At 52.5% G+C, this 17,432-nt stretch carries 16 protein-coding genes; 14 read left to right on the top strand and 2 right to left on the bottom strand.

Going from position 1 to position 17,432, the window contains the following annotated elements; all coding sequences use genetic code 11:
- The first annotated feature begins 21 nt into the window (after positions 1-21).
- The 7 genes from ampG to G4551_RS05790 all read left to right on the top strand — a co-directional run bounded on the left by ampG (position 22) and on the right by G4551_RS05790 (position 8,335).
- Complete coding sequence (gene ampG / locus G4551_RS05820) at positions 22-1,497, top strand: muropeptide MFS transporter AmpG (protein ID WP_003021615.1); 1,476 nt, start codon at positions 22-24, stop codon at positions 1,495-1,497.
- 458 nt (positions 1,498-1,955) lie between these two features.
- A complete protein-coding gene (cyoA, locus tag G4551_RS05815; RefSeq protein ID WP_003021613.1) occupies positions 1,956-2,903 on the top strand; it encodes a cytochrome o ubiquinol oxidase subunit II in 948 nt (315 codons plus the stop codon).
- 19 nt (positions 2,904-2,922) lie between these two features.
- Positions 2,923-4,914 (top strand): cytochrome o ubiquinol oxidase subunit I, encoded by a 1,992-nt coding sequence (cyoB, locus tag G4551_RS05810; protein WP_003021610.1) that lies wholly within the window; start codon positions 2,923-2,925, stop codon positions 4,912-4,914.
- A complete protein-coding gene (locus G4551_RS05805; RefSeq protein WP_003831007.1) occupies positions 4,904-5,518 on the top strand; it encodes a cytochrome o ubiquinol oxidase subunit III in 615 nt (204 codons plus the stop codon). Before cyoB ends, G4551_RS05805 begins: the two co-directional genes overlap by 11 nt.
- Entirely contained in the window at positions 5,518-5,847 is a 330-nt protein-coding gene (locus G4551_RS05800) for a cytochrome o ubiquinol oxidase subunit IV (protein ID WP_003021607.1), read from the top strand. Before G4551_RS05805 ends, G4551_RS05800 begins: the two co-directional genes overlap by 1 nt.
- An 11-nt stretch (positions 5,848-5,858) precedes the next feature.
- Entirely contained in the window at positions 5,859-6,749 is an 891-nt protein-coding gene (gene cyoE / locus G4551_RS05795; protein ID WP_003835956.1) for a heme o synthase, read from the top strand.
- Positions 6,750-6,970: 221 nt separating this feature from the next.
- Positions 6,971-8,335 carry an MFS transporter gene (locus G4551_RS05790; RefSeq protein WP_003835957.1) on the top strand — a complete coding sequence of 455 codons (1,365 nt, stop codon included), beginning with the start codon at positions 6,971-6,973 and terminating at the stop codon, positions 8,333-8,335.
- Positions 8,336-8,415: 80 nt separating this feature from the next.
- Here the strand turns inward: G4551_RS05790 and G4551_RS05785 are convergent, their stop codons facing one another.
- Positions 8,416-8,907 carry a YajQ family cyclic di-GMP-binding protein gene (locus tag G4551_RS05785; protein ID WP_003835958.1) on the bottom strand — a complete coding sequence of 164 codons (492 nt, stop codon included), beginning with the start codon at positions 8,905-8,907 and terminating at the stop codon, positions 8,416-8,418.
- Between the two features lie 174 nt (positions 8,908-9,081).
- On the opposite strand from G4551_RS05785, the gene panE reads away from it, so the two are divergent.
- The 3 genes from panE to G4551_RS05770 are packed head-to-tail and all read left to right on the top strand — an operon-like array spanning position 9,082 to position 11,661.
- On the top strand, positions 9,082-9,993 hold the full coding sequence (gene panE, locus G4551_RS05780; RefSeq protein WP_003021593.1) for a 2-dehydropantoate 2-reductase: 912 nt from the start codon (positions 9,082-9,084) through the stop codon (positions 9,991-9,993).
- Positions 9,956-10,546, top strand: a complete 591-nt coding sequence (gene yajL / locus G4551_RS05775; RefSeq protein WP_003835959.1) for a protein deglycase YajL — start codon at positions 9,956-9,958, stop codon at positions 10,544-10,546. The genes panE and yajL overlap by 38 nt, the downstream gene beginning before the upstream one ends.
- A 32-nt stretch (positions 10,547-10,578) precedes the next feature.
- Positions 10,579-11,661 carry a hypothetical protein gene (locus G4551_RS05770; RefSeq protein ID WP_032941217.1) on the top strand — a complete coding sequence of 361 codons (1,083 nt, stop codon included), beginning with the start codon at positions 10,579-10,581 and terminating at the stop codon, positions 11,659-11,661.
- A gap of 65 nt (positions 11,662-11,726) precedes the next feature.
- Here G4551_RS05770 and thiI read toward each other — a convergent pair whose 3' ends face one another.
- The gene (gene thiI, locus G4551_RS05765) at positions 11,727-13,175 is read right to left on the bottom strand and encodes a tRNA uracil 4-sulfurtransferase ThiI (RefSeq protein WP_003835961.1); all 1,449 of its coding nucleotides are present in this window, start codon (positions 13,173-13,175) and stop codon (positions 11,727-11,729) included.
- 196 nt (positions 13,176-13,371) lie between these two features.
- Between thiI and xseB the strand changes: the two genes are divergently transcribed.
- Genes xseB through yajO form a run of 4 tightly spaced genes read left to right on the top strand, consistent with a single transcriptional unit; the run spans position 13,372 to position 17,432 of the window.
- Positions 13,372-13,614, top strand: a complete 243-nt coding sequence (gene xseB, locus G4551_RS05760; protein WP_003021586.1) for an exodeoxyribonuclease VII small subunit — start codon at positions 13,372-13,374, stop codon at positions 13,612-13,614.
- Positions 13,615-14,514, top strand: a complete 900-nt coding sequence (ispA, locus tag G4551_RS05755) for a (2E,6E)-farnesyl diphosphate synthase (RefSeq protein ID WP_003021584.1) — start codon at positions 13,615-13,617, stop codon at positions 14,512-14,514.
- A gap of 24 nt (positions 14,515-14,538) precedes the next feature.
- Positions 14,539-16,401 (top strand): 1-deoxy-D-xylulose-5-phosphate synthase, encoded by a 1,863-nt coding sequence (dxs, locus tag G4551_RS05750; RefSeq protein ID WP_003835962.1) that lies wholly within the window; start codon positions 14,539-14,541, stop codon positions 16,399-16,401.
- A 56-nt stretch (positions 16,402-16,457) separates the two neighbouring features.
- Positions 16,458-17,432: a 1-deoxyxylulose-5-phosphate synthase YajO gene (yajO, locus tag G4551_RS05745; protein ID WP_003835964.1), complete on the top strand. Its 975-nt coding sequence runs from the start codon at positions 16,458-16,460 to the stop codon at positions 17,430-17,432.

The following is a 17,432-nucleotide window of genomic DNA, read 5'->3' as shown; positions in this document are numbered from 1 at the left end:
TCGTCGGGCCTATAGAAGCCCATGTCCAGTCATTACTTACGTATTTTTCAGCAACCACGCTCAGCTATCCTGCTTATTCTGGGGTTCGCCTCCGGTTTACCGCTCGCACTCACCTCCGGTACGCTTCAGGCGTGGATGACGGTCGAGAATATCGATCTTAAAACCATCGGTTTCTTTTCCCTGGTAGGTCAGGCCTACGTATTTAAGTTTCTCTGGTCCCCGTTGATGGACCGTTACACGCCACCGTTTTTAGGTCGACGTCGCGGCTGGCTGCTGGCGACCCAGGTGCTGTTGTTAATTTCTATCGCCGCGATGGGCTTTCTGGAGCCTGGCACACAGTTACGCTGGATGGCCGCACTCGCAGTAGTGATCGCTTTTTGCTCGGCCTCGCAGGATATCGTCTTTGATGCCTGGAAAACCGACGTGTTGCCCGCAGAAGAGCGCGGCACCGGCGCGGCTATCAGCGTGCTGGGCTATCGATTAGGGATGCTGGTTTCAGGCGGACTGGCCCTGTGGATGGCCGATCGCTGGCTGGGCTGGCAAGGGATGTACTGGCTGATGGCAGCGCTGTTGATTCCTTGTATCATCGCCACCCTGTTAGCACCTGAACCGACTGATACCATTCCGGTACCTAAAACGCTGGAACAGGCGGTTGCGGCTCCGCTGCGCGACTTCTTTGGTCGTAACAACGCCTGGCTTATCCTGCTGCTTATTGTGCTGTATAAGCTCGGGGATGCCTTCGCCATGAGCCTGACCACCACCTTTTTGATCCGCGGCGTTGGATTTGATGCGGGTGAGGTTGGTGTGGTGAATAAAACGCTCGGGCTTCTGGCAACCATCGTTGGTGCATTGTACGGCGGGATCCTGATGCAGCGCCTTTCGCTGTTCCGCGCATTGCTGATATTTGGCATTCTGCAAGGGGCGTCAAATGCAGGCTACTGGCTATTGTCCATCACTGACAAACACATGTTCAGTATGGCGGCCGCCGTCTTCTTTGAAAACCTGTGTGGCGGAATGGGCACTGCGGCGTTTGTCGCTTTATTAATGACGCTGTGCAATAAGTCCTTCTCAGCGACCCAGTTCGCCCTGCTCTCCGCGCTTTCAGCCGTTGGTCGCGTTTACGTTGGCCCGGTAGCGGGTTGGTTTGTCGAAGCACACGGCTGGCCGACGTTTTATCTGTTCTCCGTGTTTGCCGCGATCCCCGGCCTCATACTGCTGCTGGTATGTCGCCAGACCCTGGAACATAGCTGGCAAAATGAAAGCTTTATTCCGCGTACGGAATTTCGTGGAGCGTACAGTCTGGCATTAATGACATTGGTAGTGGGCTGCTGCCTGCTGCTGGTTTGGCTGCTACTGTTAACCATGAACGCGCTGGATTACACCAACTTCTCCTTCCTGCCGGAACTGCTTGAAGTCTCGGTGGCGGTCGCGGTCTGCGGGGTGATTTTTGGTGGATTGCTGGATTATCTGGCTCTGCGCAAAAACCGTCTGGCGTAAAAAACCGTATTAATAAGCCGTTGTAATCACCTTGCGTAATTATAACGGCTAAATAAACAACAATTGATAAAAATAATATTTGTTATTTTGTGCGCCAAAGAATTTGGAAATTATTGACGCCTTTTATATATTTTATTTTCCTTACTCGATTCAGCCACTACAGATTTATTTTTTGTTCCCAATTTGTCTTTTTATTGATAATCAATTGTTAAACAATTGTTTTATTTTCGTATTGGTTATACCAATTGCCCTCAGCCTGCCCCCCACCTGCCTGCTTTCGTTATAACGTGATGTTGCAACAGGTTCTTAAAGTCAAAGCGACATATATTGCAACATATGTGACATGCACGGCAGAACCCAGTAACACAGATCCAAGGATGTTTACAGTAATGTAACCTTCCCGTAAAATGCCCTCACACTTTAAACGCCACCCGGTCCCGTGGAATTGAGGTCGTTAAATGAGACTCAGGAAATACAATAAAAGTTTGGGATGGTTGTCATTAATTGCAGGCACTGCGTTACTCAGTGGCTGTAATTCTGCGCTGCTTGACCCTAAAGGACAGATTGGACTGGAACAACGTTCACTGATACTGACGGCATTTGGCCTGATGTTGATTGTCGTTATTCCTGCCATCTTGATGGCTGTTGGTTTTGCCTGGAAGTATCGTGCAAGCAATAAAGATGCGAAGTACAGCCCGAACTGGTCACACTCCAATAAAGTGGAAGCTGTGGTCTGGACGGTGCCGATCTTAATCATCATTTTCCTTGCCGTTCTGACCTGGAAAACCACTCACGCTCTTGAGCCAAGCAAACCGCTGGCGCATGACGAGAAGCCCATTACCATCGAAGTGGTTTCCATGGACTGGAAATGGTTCTTCATCTATCCGGAACAGGGTATCGCTACCGTGAATGAAATCGCCTTCCCGGCGAATACTCCGGTTGAGTTCAAAGTGACATCCAACTCCGTGATGAACTCCTTCTTTATCCCGCGTCTGGGTAGCCAGATTTATGCCATGGCCGGTATGCAGACTCGACTGCATCTGATCGCCAACGAAGTCGGTACTTATGATGGTATCTCCGCAAGCTATAGCGGACCAGGCTTCTCCGGTATGAAGTTCAAGGCTATCGCAACAAAGGACCGCGCCGAATTCGACCAATGGGTTGCTAAAGCTAAACAGTCCACGAACACCATGAGCGACATGGCTGCGTTCGAGAAAGTGGCTGTGCCAAGCGAATACAACCAGGTGGAATACTTCTCCAACGTGAAACCCGATTTGTTTAAAGATGTTATTAACAAATTTATGGCTCACGGTAAGAGCATGGACATGACCCAACCCGAAGGTGAGCACAACGCACACGAAGGCATGGAAGGCATGGACATGAGCCACGCGGAATCCGCTCACTAAGGGGCCGAGGAAGAATACGATGTTCGGAAAATTGACGCTGGATGCAGTGCCGTTCCATGAACCCATTGTCATGGTTACGATCGCTGCCATTATCATCGGTGGTGCGGCCTTACTGGGCCTAATCACTTACTTCGGTAAGTGGACCTACCTGTGGAAAGAGTGGCTGACTTCGGTTGACCACAAACGCCTTGGCATCATGTATGTCATTGTTGCAATCGTCATGTTGATTCGTGGCTTTGCCGACGCCATCATGATGCGTAGTCAGCAAGCGCTGGCTTCTGCGGGTGAAGCGGGCTTCCTGCCTCCTCACCACTACGATCAGATCTTCACGGCTCACGGCGTGATTATGATCTTCTTCGTGGCAATGCCATTTGTTATCGGTCTGATGAACCTGGTGGTTCCACTGCAGATCGGTGCACGTGACGTTGCATTCCCGTTCCTGAACAACCTGAGCTTCTGGTTCACCGTTGTCGGCGTAATCCTGGTTAACCTGTCTCTGGGCGTGGGTGAATTCGCGCAGACCGGTTGGCTGGCGTATCCGCCGCTCTCGGGAATAGAGTACAGTCCAAGCGTCGGGGTCGATTATTGGATATGGGCAGTCCAGTTGTCCGGTATTGGTACAACCCTGACCGGTATCAACTTCTTTGTGACCATCATTAAGATGCGTGCACCAGGAATGACCATGTTCAAGATGCCGGTATTCAGCTGGGCGTCTCTGTGCGCGAACATCCTGATTATCGCCTCTTTCCCAATCCTGACGGTTACCGTCGCGTTGCTGACCCTGGATCGCTATCTGGGTACCCATTTCTTTACCAACGATATGGGCGGCAACATGATGATGTACATCAACCTGATTTGGGCCTGGGGCCATCCGGAAGTGTATATCCTGGTTCTGCCGGTCTTCGGGGTGTTCTCCGAAATCGCAGCAACCTTCTCACGTAAACGTCTGTTTGGTTACACCTCGCTGGTGTGGGCAACCGTGTGTATCACCGTTCTGTCGTTCGTTGTTTGGCTGCACCACTTCTTCACCATGGGTGCAGGCGCTAACGTAAACGCCTTCTTCGGTATTACCACCATGATTATCGCCATCCCGACCGGGGTGAAGATCTTCAACTGGCTGTTCACCATGTATCAGGGCCGTATCGTATTCCACTCAGCGATGCTGTGGACGATTGGCTTTATCGTGACCTTCTCAGTCGGCGGCATGACCGGCGTACTGTTGGCGGTTCCGGGCGCAGACTTCGTACTGCACAACAGTCTGTTCCTGATTGCGCACTTCCATAACGTTATTATCGGCGGCGTCGTATTTGGCTGCTTCGCAGGTATGACCTACTGGTGGCCAAAAGCGTTTGGCTTCACGCTGAACGAAACCTGGGGTAAACGCGCATTCTGGTTCTGGATCATCGGCTTCTTCGTGGCATTTATGCCGCTGTACGTGCTGGGCTTCATGGGTATGACCCGTCGTCTCAGCCAGCAGATTGACCCACAGTTCCATCCGATGCTGGTCGTTGCCGCCTGCGGTGCCGCGCTGATTGCATTGGGTATCCTGTGCCAGCTGATTCAGATCTACGTTTCTATTCGCGACCGCGAGCAGAACCGTGACCTGACCGGTGACCCATGGGGTGGTCGTACGCTGGAATGGGCAACCTCTTCCCCGCCTCCGTTCTATAACTTTGCCGTTGTGCCGCACGTTCACGAGCGTGATGCCTTCTGGGAAATGAAAGAAAAAGGTGAAGCGTACAAGCAGCCTGCGCACTATGAAGAAATTCATATGCCGAAGAACAGCGGTGCCGGTATCGTCATTACCGCCTTCGCAACACTGTTTGGTTTCGCCATGATCTGGCATATCTGGTGGCTGGCGATTGCAAGCTTCGCAGGCATGATCATCAGCTGGATTGTGAAAAGCTTTGATGAAGACGTGGATTACTACGTGCCGGTCCCGGAAGTCGAAAAACTGGAAAACCAGCATTTCGATGAGATTACTAAGGCAGGGCTGAAAAATGGCAACTGATACTTTAACGCACGCGACTGCCCACGCGCACGAACACGGGCACCACGATGCAGGCCAGACCAAGATCTTCGGATTCTGGGTCTACCTGATGAGCGACTGCATTCTGTTCTCTATTCTGTTTGCAACCTATGCCGTTCTGGTGAACGGCACCGCAGGTGGCCCAACAGGTAAAGACATTTTTGAACTGCCGTTCGTTCTGGTTGAAACATTCCTGCTGTTATTCAGCTCCATTACTTACGGCATGGCAGCGATTGCCATGTACAAGAACAACAAGAGCCAGGTTATCTCCTGGCTGGCGTTGACCTTCTTGTTCGGTGCCGGATTCATCGGGATGGAACTCTATGAATTCCATCACCTGATTGTTAACGGCATGGGCCCGGATCGTAGCGGTTTCCTGTCTGCGTTCTTCGCGCTGGTCGGCACGCACGGTCTGCACGTCACCTCCGGTCTTATCTGGATGGCGGTTCTGATGGTGCAAGTCGCTCGTCGCGGCCTGACCAGTACTAACCGTACCCGCATCATGTGCCTGAGCCTGTTCTGGCACTTCCTGGATGTGGTATGGATCTGTGTGTTCACTGTTGTTTATCTGATGGGGGCGATGTAATGAGTCATGCTAACGAGAGCGGCGGCGCATCCCATGGCAGCGTAAAAACCTACATGACAGGTTTTATCCTGTCGATCATCCTGACGGTCATTCCGTTCTGGATGGTGATGACAGGTTCTGCCTCTCCGGCCGTCATTCTGGGAACTATTCTGGCAATGGCAGTGGTACAGATTCTGGTGCACCTGGTGTGCTTCCTGCACATGAATAGCAAATCTGATGAAGGTTGGAACATGACGGCCTTTGTCTTTACTGTGCTAATCATCGCCATCCTGGTTGTGGGCTCCATCTGGATTATGTGGAACCTTAACTACAACATGATGATGCACTAAGAGCGGCGATTATGATGTTTAAGCAATACCTGCAAGTAACGAAACCAGGCATCATCTTTGGCAACCTGATCTCGGTGATTGGGGGGTTCCTGCTGGCCTCGAAAGGCAGCATTGATTATCCCCTGTTTATCTACACGCTGGTTGGGGTGTCACTGGTTGTGGCGTCGGGTTGTGTATTTAACAACTACATCGACAGGGATATCGACAGGAAGATGGAGAGGACCAAAAACCGCGTGCTGGTTAAAGGTCTGATTTCCCCTGCGGTCTCACTGGTATACGCCACCCTGCTGGGTATTGCTGGCTTTATGCTGCTGTGGTTTGGCGCGAACCCTCTGGCCTGCTGGCTGGGGGTAATGGGCTTCGTGGTCTATGTGGGCGTCTATAGCCTGTACATGAAGCGCCATTCCGTTTATGGCACGCTGATTGGCTCACTCTCCGGCGCTGCGCCGCCGGTGATTGGCTACTGCGCCGTAACCGGTGAGTTCGATAGCGGTGCGCTGATTCTGCTGGCTATTTTCAGCCTGTGGCAGATGCCGCACTCTTACGCGATTGCGATTTTCCGCTTTAAGGATTATCAGGCTGCCAACATCCCAGTACTGCCGGTGGTGAAAGGCATTTCAGTCGCGAAAAACCATATCACGCTGTATATCATCGCATTTGCTATCGCCACGCTGATGCTAACCCTGGGCGGCTATGCAGGTTATAAATACCTGATTGTTGCTGCGGCGGTGAGCGTCTGGTGGTTGGGCATGGCGCTGCGCGGTTATAAAGTGGAAGATGACAAAGTCTGGGCGCGCAAGCTGTTCGGTTTCTCCATCATCGCCATTACCGCGCTTTCTGTGATGATGTCTGTCGACTTTATGGTGCCAAACTCGCAGAACCTGCTGACTTACGTCTGGTAAGTTAATCGTCACATCTTCTATGCCGGATGGCGGCTGACGCCTTATCCGGCCTACAAAAAAGCACATTGCTTGTAGGCCGGATAAGATACGTGAGTATCGTCATCCGGCATTTTCGTTTCCAGCCGACTCCCCTCACAACCCCAACATTTGTTAATAAAGCGCATATTTACCCAGCCTGCTTAGCGCTTTACACTAGGCGCGAAATTAATACAGAGGTGGGAATGAACGATTACAAAATGACGCCCGGTGAGTTGCGCGCCACCTGGGGTTTAGGGACCGTATTCTCGTTGCGCATGCTTGGCATGTTTATGGTTCTACCGGTTCTGACCACGTACGGTATGGCGCTACAGGGCGCCAGCGAAGCGTTGATTGGCCTTGCCATCGGCATTTACGGCCTGGCGCAAGCCGTCTTCCAGATCCCCTTTGGTCTGCTCTCTGACCGCATTGGTCGTAAGCCGCTTATTGTCGGCGGACTGGCGGTATTCGTTCTCGGCAGCGTGATTGCCGCGCTCTCCGATTCAATCTGGGGCATTATTCTTGGTCGCGCATTGCAAGGTTCCGGAGCAATTGCCGCGGCCGTGATGGCGCTGCTTTCCGACTTAACCCGCGAGCAAAACCGCACCAAAGCGATGGCGTTTATCGGCGTCAGCTTTGGTATCACCTTTGCCATTGCGATGGTGCTGGGGCCAATCGTTACCCATGCGCTGGGGCTCCACGCGCTGTTCTGGATGATTGCCGCCCTTGCTACCACGGGTATCGTGCTGACCATTTGGGTCGTTCCCAATAGCACCAGCCACGTACTAAACCGTGAATCGGGCATGGTAAAAGATAGCTTCAGCAAAGTGCTGGCGGAGCCCAAACTGCTGAAGCTCAATTTCGGCATTATGTGCCTGCACATTTTGCTGATGTCCACTTTCGTCGCGTTACCAGGACAACTGGCGAAAGCCGGTTTCCCCGCCGCAGAACACTGGAAAATTTATCTGGTGACGATGCTGCTATCCTTTGTTTCCGTGGTGCCGTTCATCATTTACGCCGAAGTGAAGCGCAAGATGAAACGCGTGTTCCTCGCCTGCGTGTTACTGATCCTTATTGCAGAGATTGTATTGTGGAGCGCTAACGTGCGTTTCTGGGGCCTGATTGCGGGGGTGCAGATTTTCTTCCTCGCCTTCAACCTGATGGAAGCTCTCCTCCCCTCGCTTATCAGCAAAGAATCGCCTGCGGGTTACAAAGGCACGGCAATGGGTGTTTACTCCACCAGCCAGTTTCTTGGCGTGGCGATTGGCGGTTCGCTCGGCGGTTGGGTGGTTGAAATGTTTGATGGTCAGGCCGTATTTCTGGCCAGTGCGCTGCTGGCGGCAGTTTGGTTGATTGTGGCAAGCACAATGAAAGAGCCGCCGTATGTCAGCAGCCTGCGTGTGGAAATTCCACCAGAAATTGCCGCAGATGACACGTTAAAGCAGCGCCTGCTGGCAAAAGAAGGAATAAGCGAAGTGTTAATTGTGGCGAAAGAGCATTCGGCCTACGTGAAAATCGACAGCAAAGTCACCAATCGATTTGAGGTTGAGCAGGCCATCAGCCAGACGTGATGATTACCGGATGGTAACTAACGTCTCGTCCGGCCTACAAATAGCGTGTGCGACCTGTAGGCCGGATCAGGCATTACGACTTAATCACGGAAGTTTTTAAACTGGAACGGCTGGCCGAGATCGCCACCGCGAACCAGCGCCATGACGGATTGCAGATCGTCACGCGCCTTACCGGTCACACGAATTTCTTCACCCTGAATCTGCGCCTGCACCTTCAGCTTGCTGTCTTTGATCAGCTTAACGATTTTCTTTTGCACCGCGCTTTCAATGCCCTGCTTCAGCTTAGCTTCAACAAACCAGGTTTTACCGCTGTGCACGAAAGTTTCTGGTACGTCCAGCGAGGTGCCTTCAATACCGCGTTTCATCAGCTTGGCACGCAAAATATCCAGCAGCTGATTAACCTGAAAATCAGACTCGCTCAGCACCTTAATCGTCTTATTTGACTCATTCAGCTCAAAAGTGGCTTCAACGCCACGAAAATCAAAGCGTGACTCGACTTCACGGCTGGCGTTATCCACCGCGTTACGGGCTTCCTGAAGATCAACTTCAGAGACAATATCGAAAGATGGCATCTTTTCCTCTCCCTTCATTTTTGATGCGAAGCATAATACCTGCAAAGTTACTCAACAGACAGCGCTATACTAGGCTGTATCCTTTCATTGTACGTGGTAGCGACATCTGCGAACAATAATAGGGTGCGGTCGATATGGATTAACACCTGGTGCTGTTGCAGGTGAGGAGGAAGAATGAAAATTACCGTACTGGGATGTGGAGCGTTAGGACAGCTATGGCTTACAGCGCTGTGCAAACATGGACATGAGGTGCAAGGGTGGCTGCGCGTACCGCAACCCTACTGCAGCGTAAACCTGATCGACACGGATGGCTCAGTTTTTAATGAATCCCTGACGGCAAATGACCCCGACTTTTTGGCAAAAAGTGACCTGCTGCTGGTCACCCTGAAGGCCTGGCAGGTTTCTGATGCGGTAAAAGGCCTGTCTGCAATTCTGCCTGAAACCACGCCCATTCTGCTTATTCACAACGGCATGGGGACGATTGAAGAGTTACATAACATTAAGCAACCCTTGCTGATGGGTACCACCACCCACGCAGCACGCCGTGACGGGAACGTCATCATTCATGTCGCTCAGGGAACAACGCGTATTGGGCCGGCGCGTGAGCAAGACGGCGATTTCAGCTATCTGGCTGAAACCCTGCAAGAGGTGCTGCCGGACGTCGCCTGGCACAACACCATTCGCGCCGAGCTGTGGCGCAAGCTGGCCGTCAACTGCGTCATTAACCCGCTGACCGCATTATGGGATTGCCCAAACGGTGAGCTACGCCATCATCCTGAAAAAATAGCGCTCATCTGTGAGGAAGTAGCAGCGGTGATCGAACGCGAAGGCCACCACACATCAGCGGATGATTTACGCTATTATGTCGAGCAAGTGATTGACAGTACGGCGGAAAATATCTCATCTATGCTGCAGGACATTCGCGCCATGCGTCATACCGAGATCGACTACATTACCGGTTATTTGTTAAAACGTGCACGCGCGCACGGCATCGCCGTTCCGGAAAATGCCCGCCTGTTTGAAATGGTTAAAAGAAAGGAAAGTGAGTATGAGCGCTCAAGCACTGGTATGTCTCGCCCCTGGTAGTGAAGAAACCGAAGCGGTTACTACTATCGATCTACTGGTTCGCGGCGGAATTAAGGTCACAACCGCCAGCGTCGCCAGCGATGGCAACCTGACGATCGTGTGCTCGCGCGGTGTGAAACTGCTGGCGGATGCGCCATTAGTCGAAGTTGCTGACGGCGATTTCGACATTATCGTACTGCCGGGCGGTATTAAAGGCGCCGAGTGTTTTCGCGACAGCCCTCTGCTGGTCGAAACCGTGAAGCAGTTTCATCGCTCCGGACGCATTGTCGCGGCAATCTGTGCCGCGGCTGCCACCGTCCTCGTCCCACACGACATTTTTCCCATCGGCAACATGACCGGCTACCCGGCGCTGAAAGACCAAATCCCCGCTGATCAATGGCAGGACAAGCGCGTCGTATGGGATCCGCGCGTCAACCTGTTAACCAGCCAGGGACCGGGAACCTCAATCGATTTCGGTTTGAAAATCATTGATCTTCTGGTCAGTCGTGAAAAGGCTTACGAAGTTGCATCACAACTGGTGATGGCAGCGGGAATCTATAACTACTACGAGTAAATCTTCAGGCCACTCCCTTATAAGGAATCATAATGAAAGGATATCTGAGTGGAGTGGCTTTATTGCTCCTTTCCGGTTATGCCACAGCGACGCAACTCGACATAAAGAGTATTGAGTATCGCTATCCCGGAAGCACTGAAATGCAATATCGCGTGCCATGGTTTTCCTCGACGGATAACCCCAAGGTTGCGAAACGTATTAACGATTATATTTTCGCAACCTTTATCAATCAGCTACCGGGTAATACTCCGCAGGCCACAGTAAACCAGTTTGCGAAATCAGCCATGAATCCCACCGCAAACCTTAACTACACGGTTGAATTTCGCGACGAAAAAATCCTGACCATGAATATGTTTGTCGAAGGCTGCGGAGCGTATTGCGAATCGTACAATGTACCGCTCAGCTTCGATTTAGCCAACGGCGCGGCAATTACCCTCAACGACCTCTTTTCCCGTTCTACGATGGCCGAATTAAATACTCGCATCAGAAAAGATATCCGTGGCCAAATCGACACATTTGTTGATGCGCATAAATCGCAAACACCAGAACAAATAAAAGAAGAGAAAGGTGAAGTTTTTAACTACGCCGAATTCTACGCATCGTGCGCAACCTACACCGACGGTTTGTACTACATCGACAAATTCTCCCTGCAAAAAGACCATCTGGCCTTCCTGAACGGACGCTGTAGCAACCACGCCAGCCGCGCACTCGACGAGTTGGGTGATTTCACCACGAAAATCCCAACCGCGGAACTGCAAAATCGGCTCACGCCGTACGGCCAGTATCTGACTGGAGCAAAGAGTACAACACAGGTTTCGCCAGCGCCCGGCATTGACGGCAAAGTCATGTACGGCACGCTGGGAAAAAGCATGCGTATTGTGTTGAAGGTGGACTGCAAATACGGTGATTTTTTTGAAGGGGCTTACTTTTACCAGAAATTTGGCGCACCGATTGAATTAACCGGCAAATGCGATACAGCCGACAATCAACATTATGAACTGAAGACATCTGCTGCTGAACAAGCGCAAGAGAAGATAACGCTGGAGTTAAAAGACGGTGTCTATCAAGGCGTCTGGGAGTCGAACGGGAAGACGCTTCCTGTGCGTTTTGAATAATATCGTTGCATTGCCGGATGGCGGCGTAACCGCCTTATCCGGCCTACAACACGGTGTTTACTCAATTACGGGCGATACACCTTCACGTTCTCAAAGCCCTGCTCGCGCAGATAAAGCGCCTGCAGGCGGCTCATCACCCCGCGTTCACACCACAGCAACCAGGTTTTGCTCTGGTCCAGATCGCCGAATTTGGTGCTCAGCTTGTAGAACGGCAGAGAAACGACGTCCACGCCGTCAACCTTCAGCGGTTTATCATCCTGTTCATCCACAGAACGGATATCCAGGATCACATCGTTCGGGCCGAAACCGCTCACGGTTTCCACTTCTACCACGGTTTGCTGCGTCTGCTGGGCGATATCGCGAATATCAATATTATTCGCTTCTTCAACCACTTTATCGAGGATAGAGAAATCGAAGTTTTCTTCTTCGGCCTCAATCTTCGATTTGATCGCTTTCACCGTCGGGCTTTTTGAAATTACACCGCAGTATTCCGGCATGGTACGAGCAAAATCCTCGGTGCCAATTTCACGCGCCAGATTGATGATGTGCTCTTTATCATGGGAGATAAGTGGGCGCAGGATCAGGGTGTCTGATACGTTATCGATCAAACGCAGGTTGGTCAGCGTCTGACTGGACACCTGGCCCAGTGCTTCACCGGTTACCAGCGCCTGTACGCCGTAGCGCTCAGCGACTTTCGACGCCGCGCGAACCATCATACGCTTGAGAACCACGCCCATCTGGCCGTCATCAACTTTCTCCAGGATCTCACCAACCACCGGTTCAAAGTTGATAGCAACAAAACGCACGCGATGCGAACTACCGAAGCGATTCCACAGGTAATGCGCCACCTGGCGAACACCGATTTCATGCGCTGCCCCGCCAAGGTTGAAGAAGCAGTAGTGCACGCGGCAGCCGCGACGCATCAGCATGTAGCTGGACACGCCGGAGTCGAAACCACCGGAGATCAGCGACAGTACGTCTTCCTGCGTACCAATTGGGAAACCGCCAATACCTTCATAGCGGCCTTTAACCAGCAACAGACGGTCGTTTTCGATTTCAAGATTAACCGTCACGTCCGGCTTCGTCAGCTTCACGCGCGCGGATTCAATATGCTGGTTCAGTCCACCGCCAACATAACGTTCCACCTCAATGGAGCTAAACTCATGCTTACCACGACGCTTAACGCGTACGCAGAAGGTTTTACCTTCCAGTTGATCGCGATACTGCACCAGTGCTTTCTCGAAAATATCGTGCATATCGGTAAACGGCACGTCTTCTACTTCAAGAATGTGGTGGATCCCCGGAATACGGGTCAGCGCGTCGCGAATGTCCAGGCGCTGGCTTTCATCTTTAGCGCGAACCTCAACGTGATCCCAGTGACGGACAACGGCAAGGTCTTCATCATAGTGCTTTAAAACGTTACGAATGTTCCCTGTCAGAATTTTTATAAAGCGCAAACGCACAGATTGGCTTTTGATGGTGATTTCTGGGAACAATTTAATGATAAACTTCATGGCGGCAATGGTTCTTAGGCAAGTCTGAATGACTTGTAATGGAAAAAAATACAGCAGCCCATACCCGCGACTGCATCCAGGCGCGCAAGTATATCACCATCACGCGGCTACTGTGCACATTGCGCGTTATTTGCTTATCAGTGCGAGTCCGTTACCATAGTCTTGTGCTGCCAATACAGAGAGTCAGACATTCATTATGCCGAAGAAAAATGAAGCGCCCGCCAGTTTTGAAACCGCGCTGAGCGAGCTGGAACAAATTGTTACCCGTCTGGAAGGCGGCGACCTGCCGTTAGAAGAAGCGTTGAACGAATTCGAACGTGGCGTACAGTTGGCGCGTCAGGGACAGGTCAAATTGCAACAGGCTGAACAGCGCGTACAAATCCTGCTGTCAGATACTGAAGACGCGGCCCTTACGCCTTTTACACCGGATAATGAGTAAATGGATTTTACGCAGCAGTTACAGGCTTGCGTTGAGCAGGCCAACCAGGCACTGAGCCGTTTTATCGCGCCACTGCCCTTTCAGAACACTCCCGTGGTCGAAACCATGCAATATGGCGCATTATTAGGCGGTAAACGCCTGCGCCCGTTTCTGGTGTATGCGACCGGTCAGATGTTTGGTGTCAGCCTGAGTACGCTTGATGCTCCCGCTGCCGCCGTCGAATGCATTCACGCCTATTCGCTGATGCACGATGATTTACCCGCGATGGACGACGACGACCTGCGCCGCGGTCTGCCGACTTGCCACGTAAAATTTGGTGAGGCAAACGCGATCCTGGCCGGAGATGCGCTGCAAACGCTGGCATTCTCCATTATCAGCGACGCTCCAATGCCGGAAGTATCTGACCGTGACCGCATCGCGATGATCTCTGAACTGGCTCAGGCCAGCGGTATCGCCGGTATGTGCGGCGGTCAGGCGCTGGATCTGGAAGCTGAAGGTCATCAGGTTGAGCTGGATGCGCTGGAGCGTATTCACCGCCATAAAACCGGGGCATTGATTCGCGCCGCCGTACGTCTGGGAGCATTAAGCGCAGGCGATAAAGGGCGAGAATGCCTGGCAATACTCGACAAATACGCAGAAAGCATCGGTCTGGCCTTCCAGGTTCAGGATGACATCCTGGATGTGGTAGGCGATACTGCAACATTGGGTAAACGTCAGGGTGCTGACCAGCAGCTTGGCAAAAGTACCTATCCTGCACTTCTGGGTCTTGAGCAAGCCCAGAATAAAGCCCGGGATTTAATCGAGGATGCCCGCCAGTCGCTAAGTTTGCTGGCCGCACAGTCACTCGATACCTCGGCACTGGAAGCGCTAGCGGACTACATAATCCAGCGTGATAAATAAACCAACATATCCCATGAGCTTGCGATGAGTTTTGATATAGCCAAATACCCGACCCTGGCGCTGGTCGACTCCACCCAGGAGTTACGTCTGCTGCCAAAAGAGAGCCTGCCAAAGCTTTGCGACGAACTGCGCCGCTATTTGCTCGACAGCGTAAGCCGTTCCAGCGGGCACTTCGCCTCTGGTCTGGGCACGGTGGAACTCACCGTCGCGCTGCACTATGTCTACAATACCCCGTTTGACCAGTTAATCTGGGATGTAGGACATCAGGCTTACCCGCACAAAATACTGACCGGCCGCCGTGATAAAATCGGCACCATTCGTCAGAAAGGCGGTTTGCATCCGTTCCCGTGGCGCGGTGAGAGCGAGTATGACGTACTGAGCGTTGGGCACTCTTCAACCTCCATCAGCGCAGGTATCGGTATTGCGGTTGCCGCTGAGAAAGAAGGCAAAGAACGTCGTACCGTATGTGTGATTGGCGACGGCGCTATCACCGCCGGGATGGCGTTTGAAGCGATGAACCACGCAGGCGATATTAAGCCCGACATGCTGGTTATCCTCAACGACAATGAAATGTCGATTTCAGAGAACGTTGGCGCGCTGAACAATCATCTGGCGCAACTACTCTCTGGCAAACTCTACTCCTCGCTACGCGAAGGAGGGAAAAAAGTCTTCTCCGGCGTACCGCCGATTAAAGAGCTGCTCAAACGTACCGAAGAACACATCAAAGGCATGGTTGTGCCGGGTACGCTGTTTGAAGAACTGGGATTTAACTATATCGGTCCGGTGGACGGTCACGACGTGCTGGGGCTTATCACCACACTGAAGAACATGCGCGATCTGAAAGGCCCGCAGTTCCTGCACATCATGACCAAAAAAGGTCGTGGTTACGAGCCGGCAGAAAAAGATCCAATCACCTTCCACGCGGTACCAAAATTCGATCCATCCAGCGGATGCCTGCCGAAAAGCAGCGGCGGCCTGCCGAGCTATTCAAAAATCTTCGGTGACTGGCTGTGCGAAACCGCGGCGAAAGACAATAAGCTGATGGCAATCACCCCGGCGATGCGCGAAGGCTCCGGTATGGTGGAATTTTCACGTAAGTTTCCGGACCGCTACTTCGATGTGGCGATCGCCGAACAGCACGCGGTGACGTTTGCTGCCGGTCTGGCGATTGGCGGCCATAAGCCGGTCGTGGCTATTTACTCGACCTTCCTGCAGCGCGCCTACGATCAGGTGCTGCATGATGTCGCCATCCAGAAACTGCCAGTTCTGTTCGCCGTTGACCGGGCAGGAATTGTTGGCGCAGATGGCCAAACCCATCAAGGGGCGTTCGATCTTTCCTTCCTGCGCTGCATCCCGGAAATGGTCATTATGACCCCGAGTGATGAAAACGAATGCCGCCAGATGCTGTTCACCGGCTATCACTACAACGACGGTCCAACGGTCGTGCGCTACCCGCGCGGTAACGCGGTGGGCGTAGAGTTGACCCCGCTGGAACAACTGCCTATCGGGAAAGGTATAGTGAAACGTCACGGGGAGAAAGTGGCAATTCTCAACTTCGGTACCCTGATGCCGGAAGCCGCTCAGGTCGCAGAGTCGATGAACGCCACGCTGGTCGATATGCGTTTTGTGAAACCCCTGGATGAAACGTTGATCCTTGAAATGGCTGCCCAACACGAGGTGCTGGTTACCATTGAAGAGAACGCCATTATGGGTGGTGCTGGCAGCGGTGTAAACGAAGTGCTGATGGCCCATCGTAAGCCCGTCCCGGTGCTGAACATTGGCCTACCAGACTTCTTCATCCCGCAGGGAACTCAGGATGAAGCTCGCGCCGATCTGGGTCTGAATGCCGTCGGAATTGAGGCCAAAATCAAGGCCTGGCTGGCATAAACCCCTCCCCGCTCCTGCTATGCTTAATTCATCACGAGCTAAGCAGGAGTGGATTGATGAAATACAACATCTTAGGAAAAACCGACCTACGGGTCTCCCGCCTTTGCCTGGGCTGCATGACGTTTGGCGAGCCTAATCGCGGCAATCACGCCTGGACGCTACCTGAAGAAAGCAGCCGCCCGATAATCAAACACGCCCTTGAGGGCGGCATTAACTTTTTCGATACCGCCAACAGCTACTCCGCTGGCAGTAGCGAAGAGATTGTCGGTCGCGCGCTGCGTGATTTCGCCCGCCGCGAAGATGTCGTGGTCGCTACCAAGGTTTTTCACCAGGTTGATGATTTAGCAGAAGGATTATCCCGCGCACAAATCCTGCGCTCAATCGACGACAGCCTCCGACGTCTGGGTATGGACTATGTCGACATCCTGCAAATTCACCGCTGGGATTACAACACACCTATTGAAGAAACCCTGGAAGCGCTGAACGACGTCGTGAAAGCCGGTAAAGCGCGCTATATCGGCGCCTCCTCCATGCACGCTTCGCAATTTGCTCAGGCGCTGGCCTTACAGAAGCAACACGGCTGGGCGCAGTTCGTTAGCATGCAGGATCACTACAATCTGATCTACCGCGAAGAAGAACGCGAAATGCTGCCACTGTGCTACGAGGAAGGCGTGGCAGTGATCCCCTGGAGTCCACTGGCACGTGGACGCCTGACGCGCCCATGGGGAGAAACGACAGCACGTCTGGTTTCCGATGAAGTCGGTAAAAATTTGTACAACGAGAGCGATGAAAACGACGCGCAAATTGCCGCACGACTGACCGGTGTCAGTGAGGAGTTGGGTGTTACGCGGGCGCAGGTTGCGCTGGCCTGGCTGCTGAGCAAACCGGGGGTGGCAGCGCCGATTATCGGCACATCGCGCGAGGAACAGCTGGATGAGTTGCTCAATGCGGTGGATTTAACGCTGAAGCCGGAGCAGATTGCCGAGCTGGAAACGCCGTACAAACAGCATCCGGTGGTGGGATTTAAATAA

Origin of the sequence: Citrobacter freundii ATCC 8090 = MTCC 1658 = NBRC 12681, from assembly GCF_011064845.1 — a bacterium.
In the GTDB taxonomy this organism is placed as follows: Bacteria; Pseudomonadota; Gammaproteobacteria; order Enterobacterales; family Enterobacteriaceae; genus Citrobacter; species Citrobacter freundii.
Note: the sequence above shows the minus strand (reverse complement) of the source record. Positions and strands in the feature narration are given on the sequence as shown.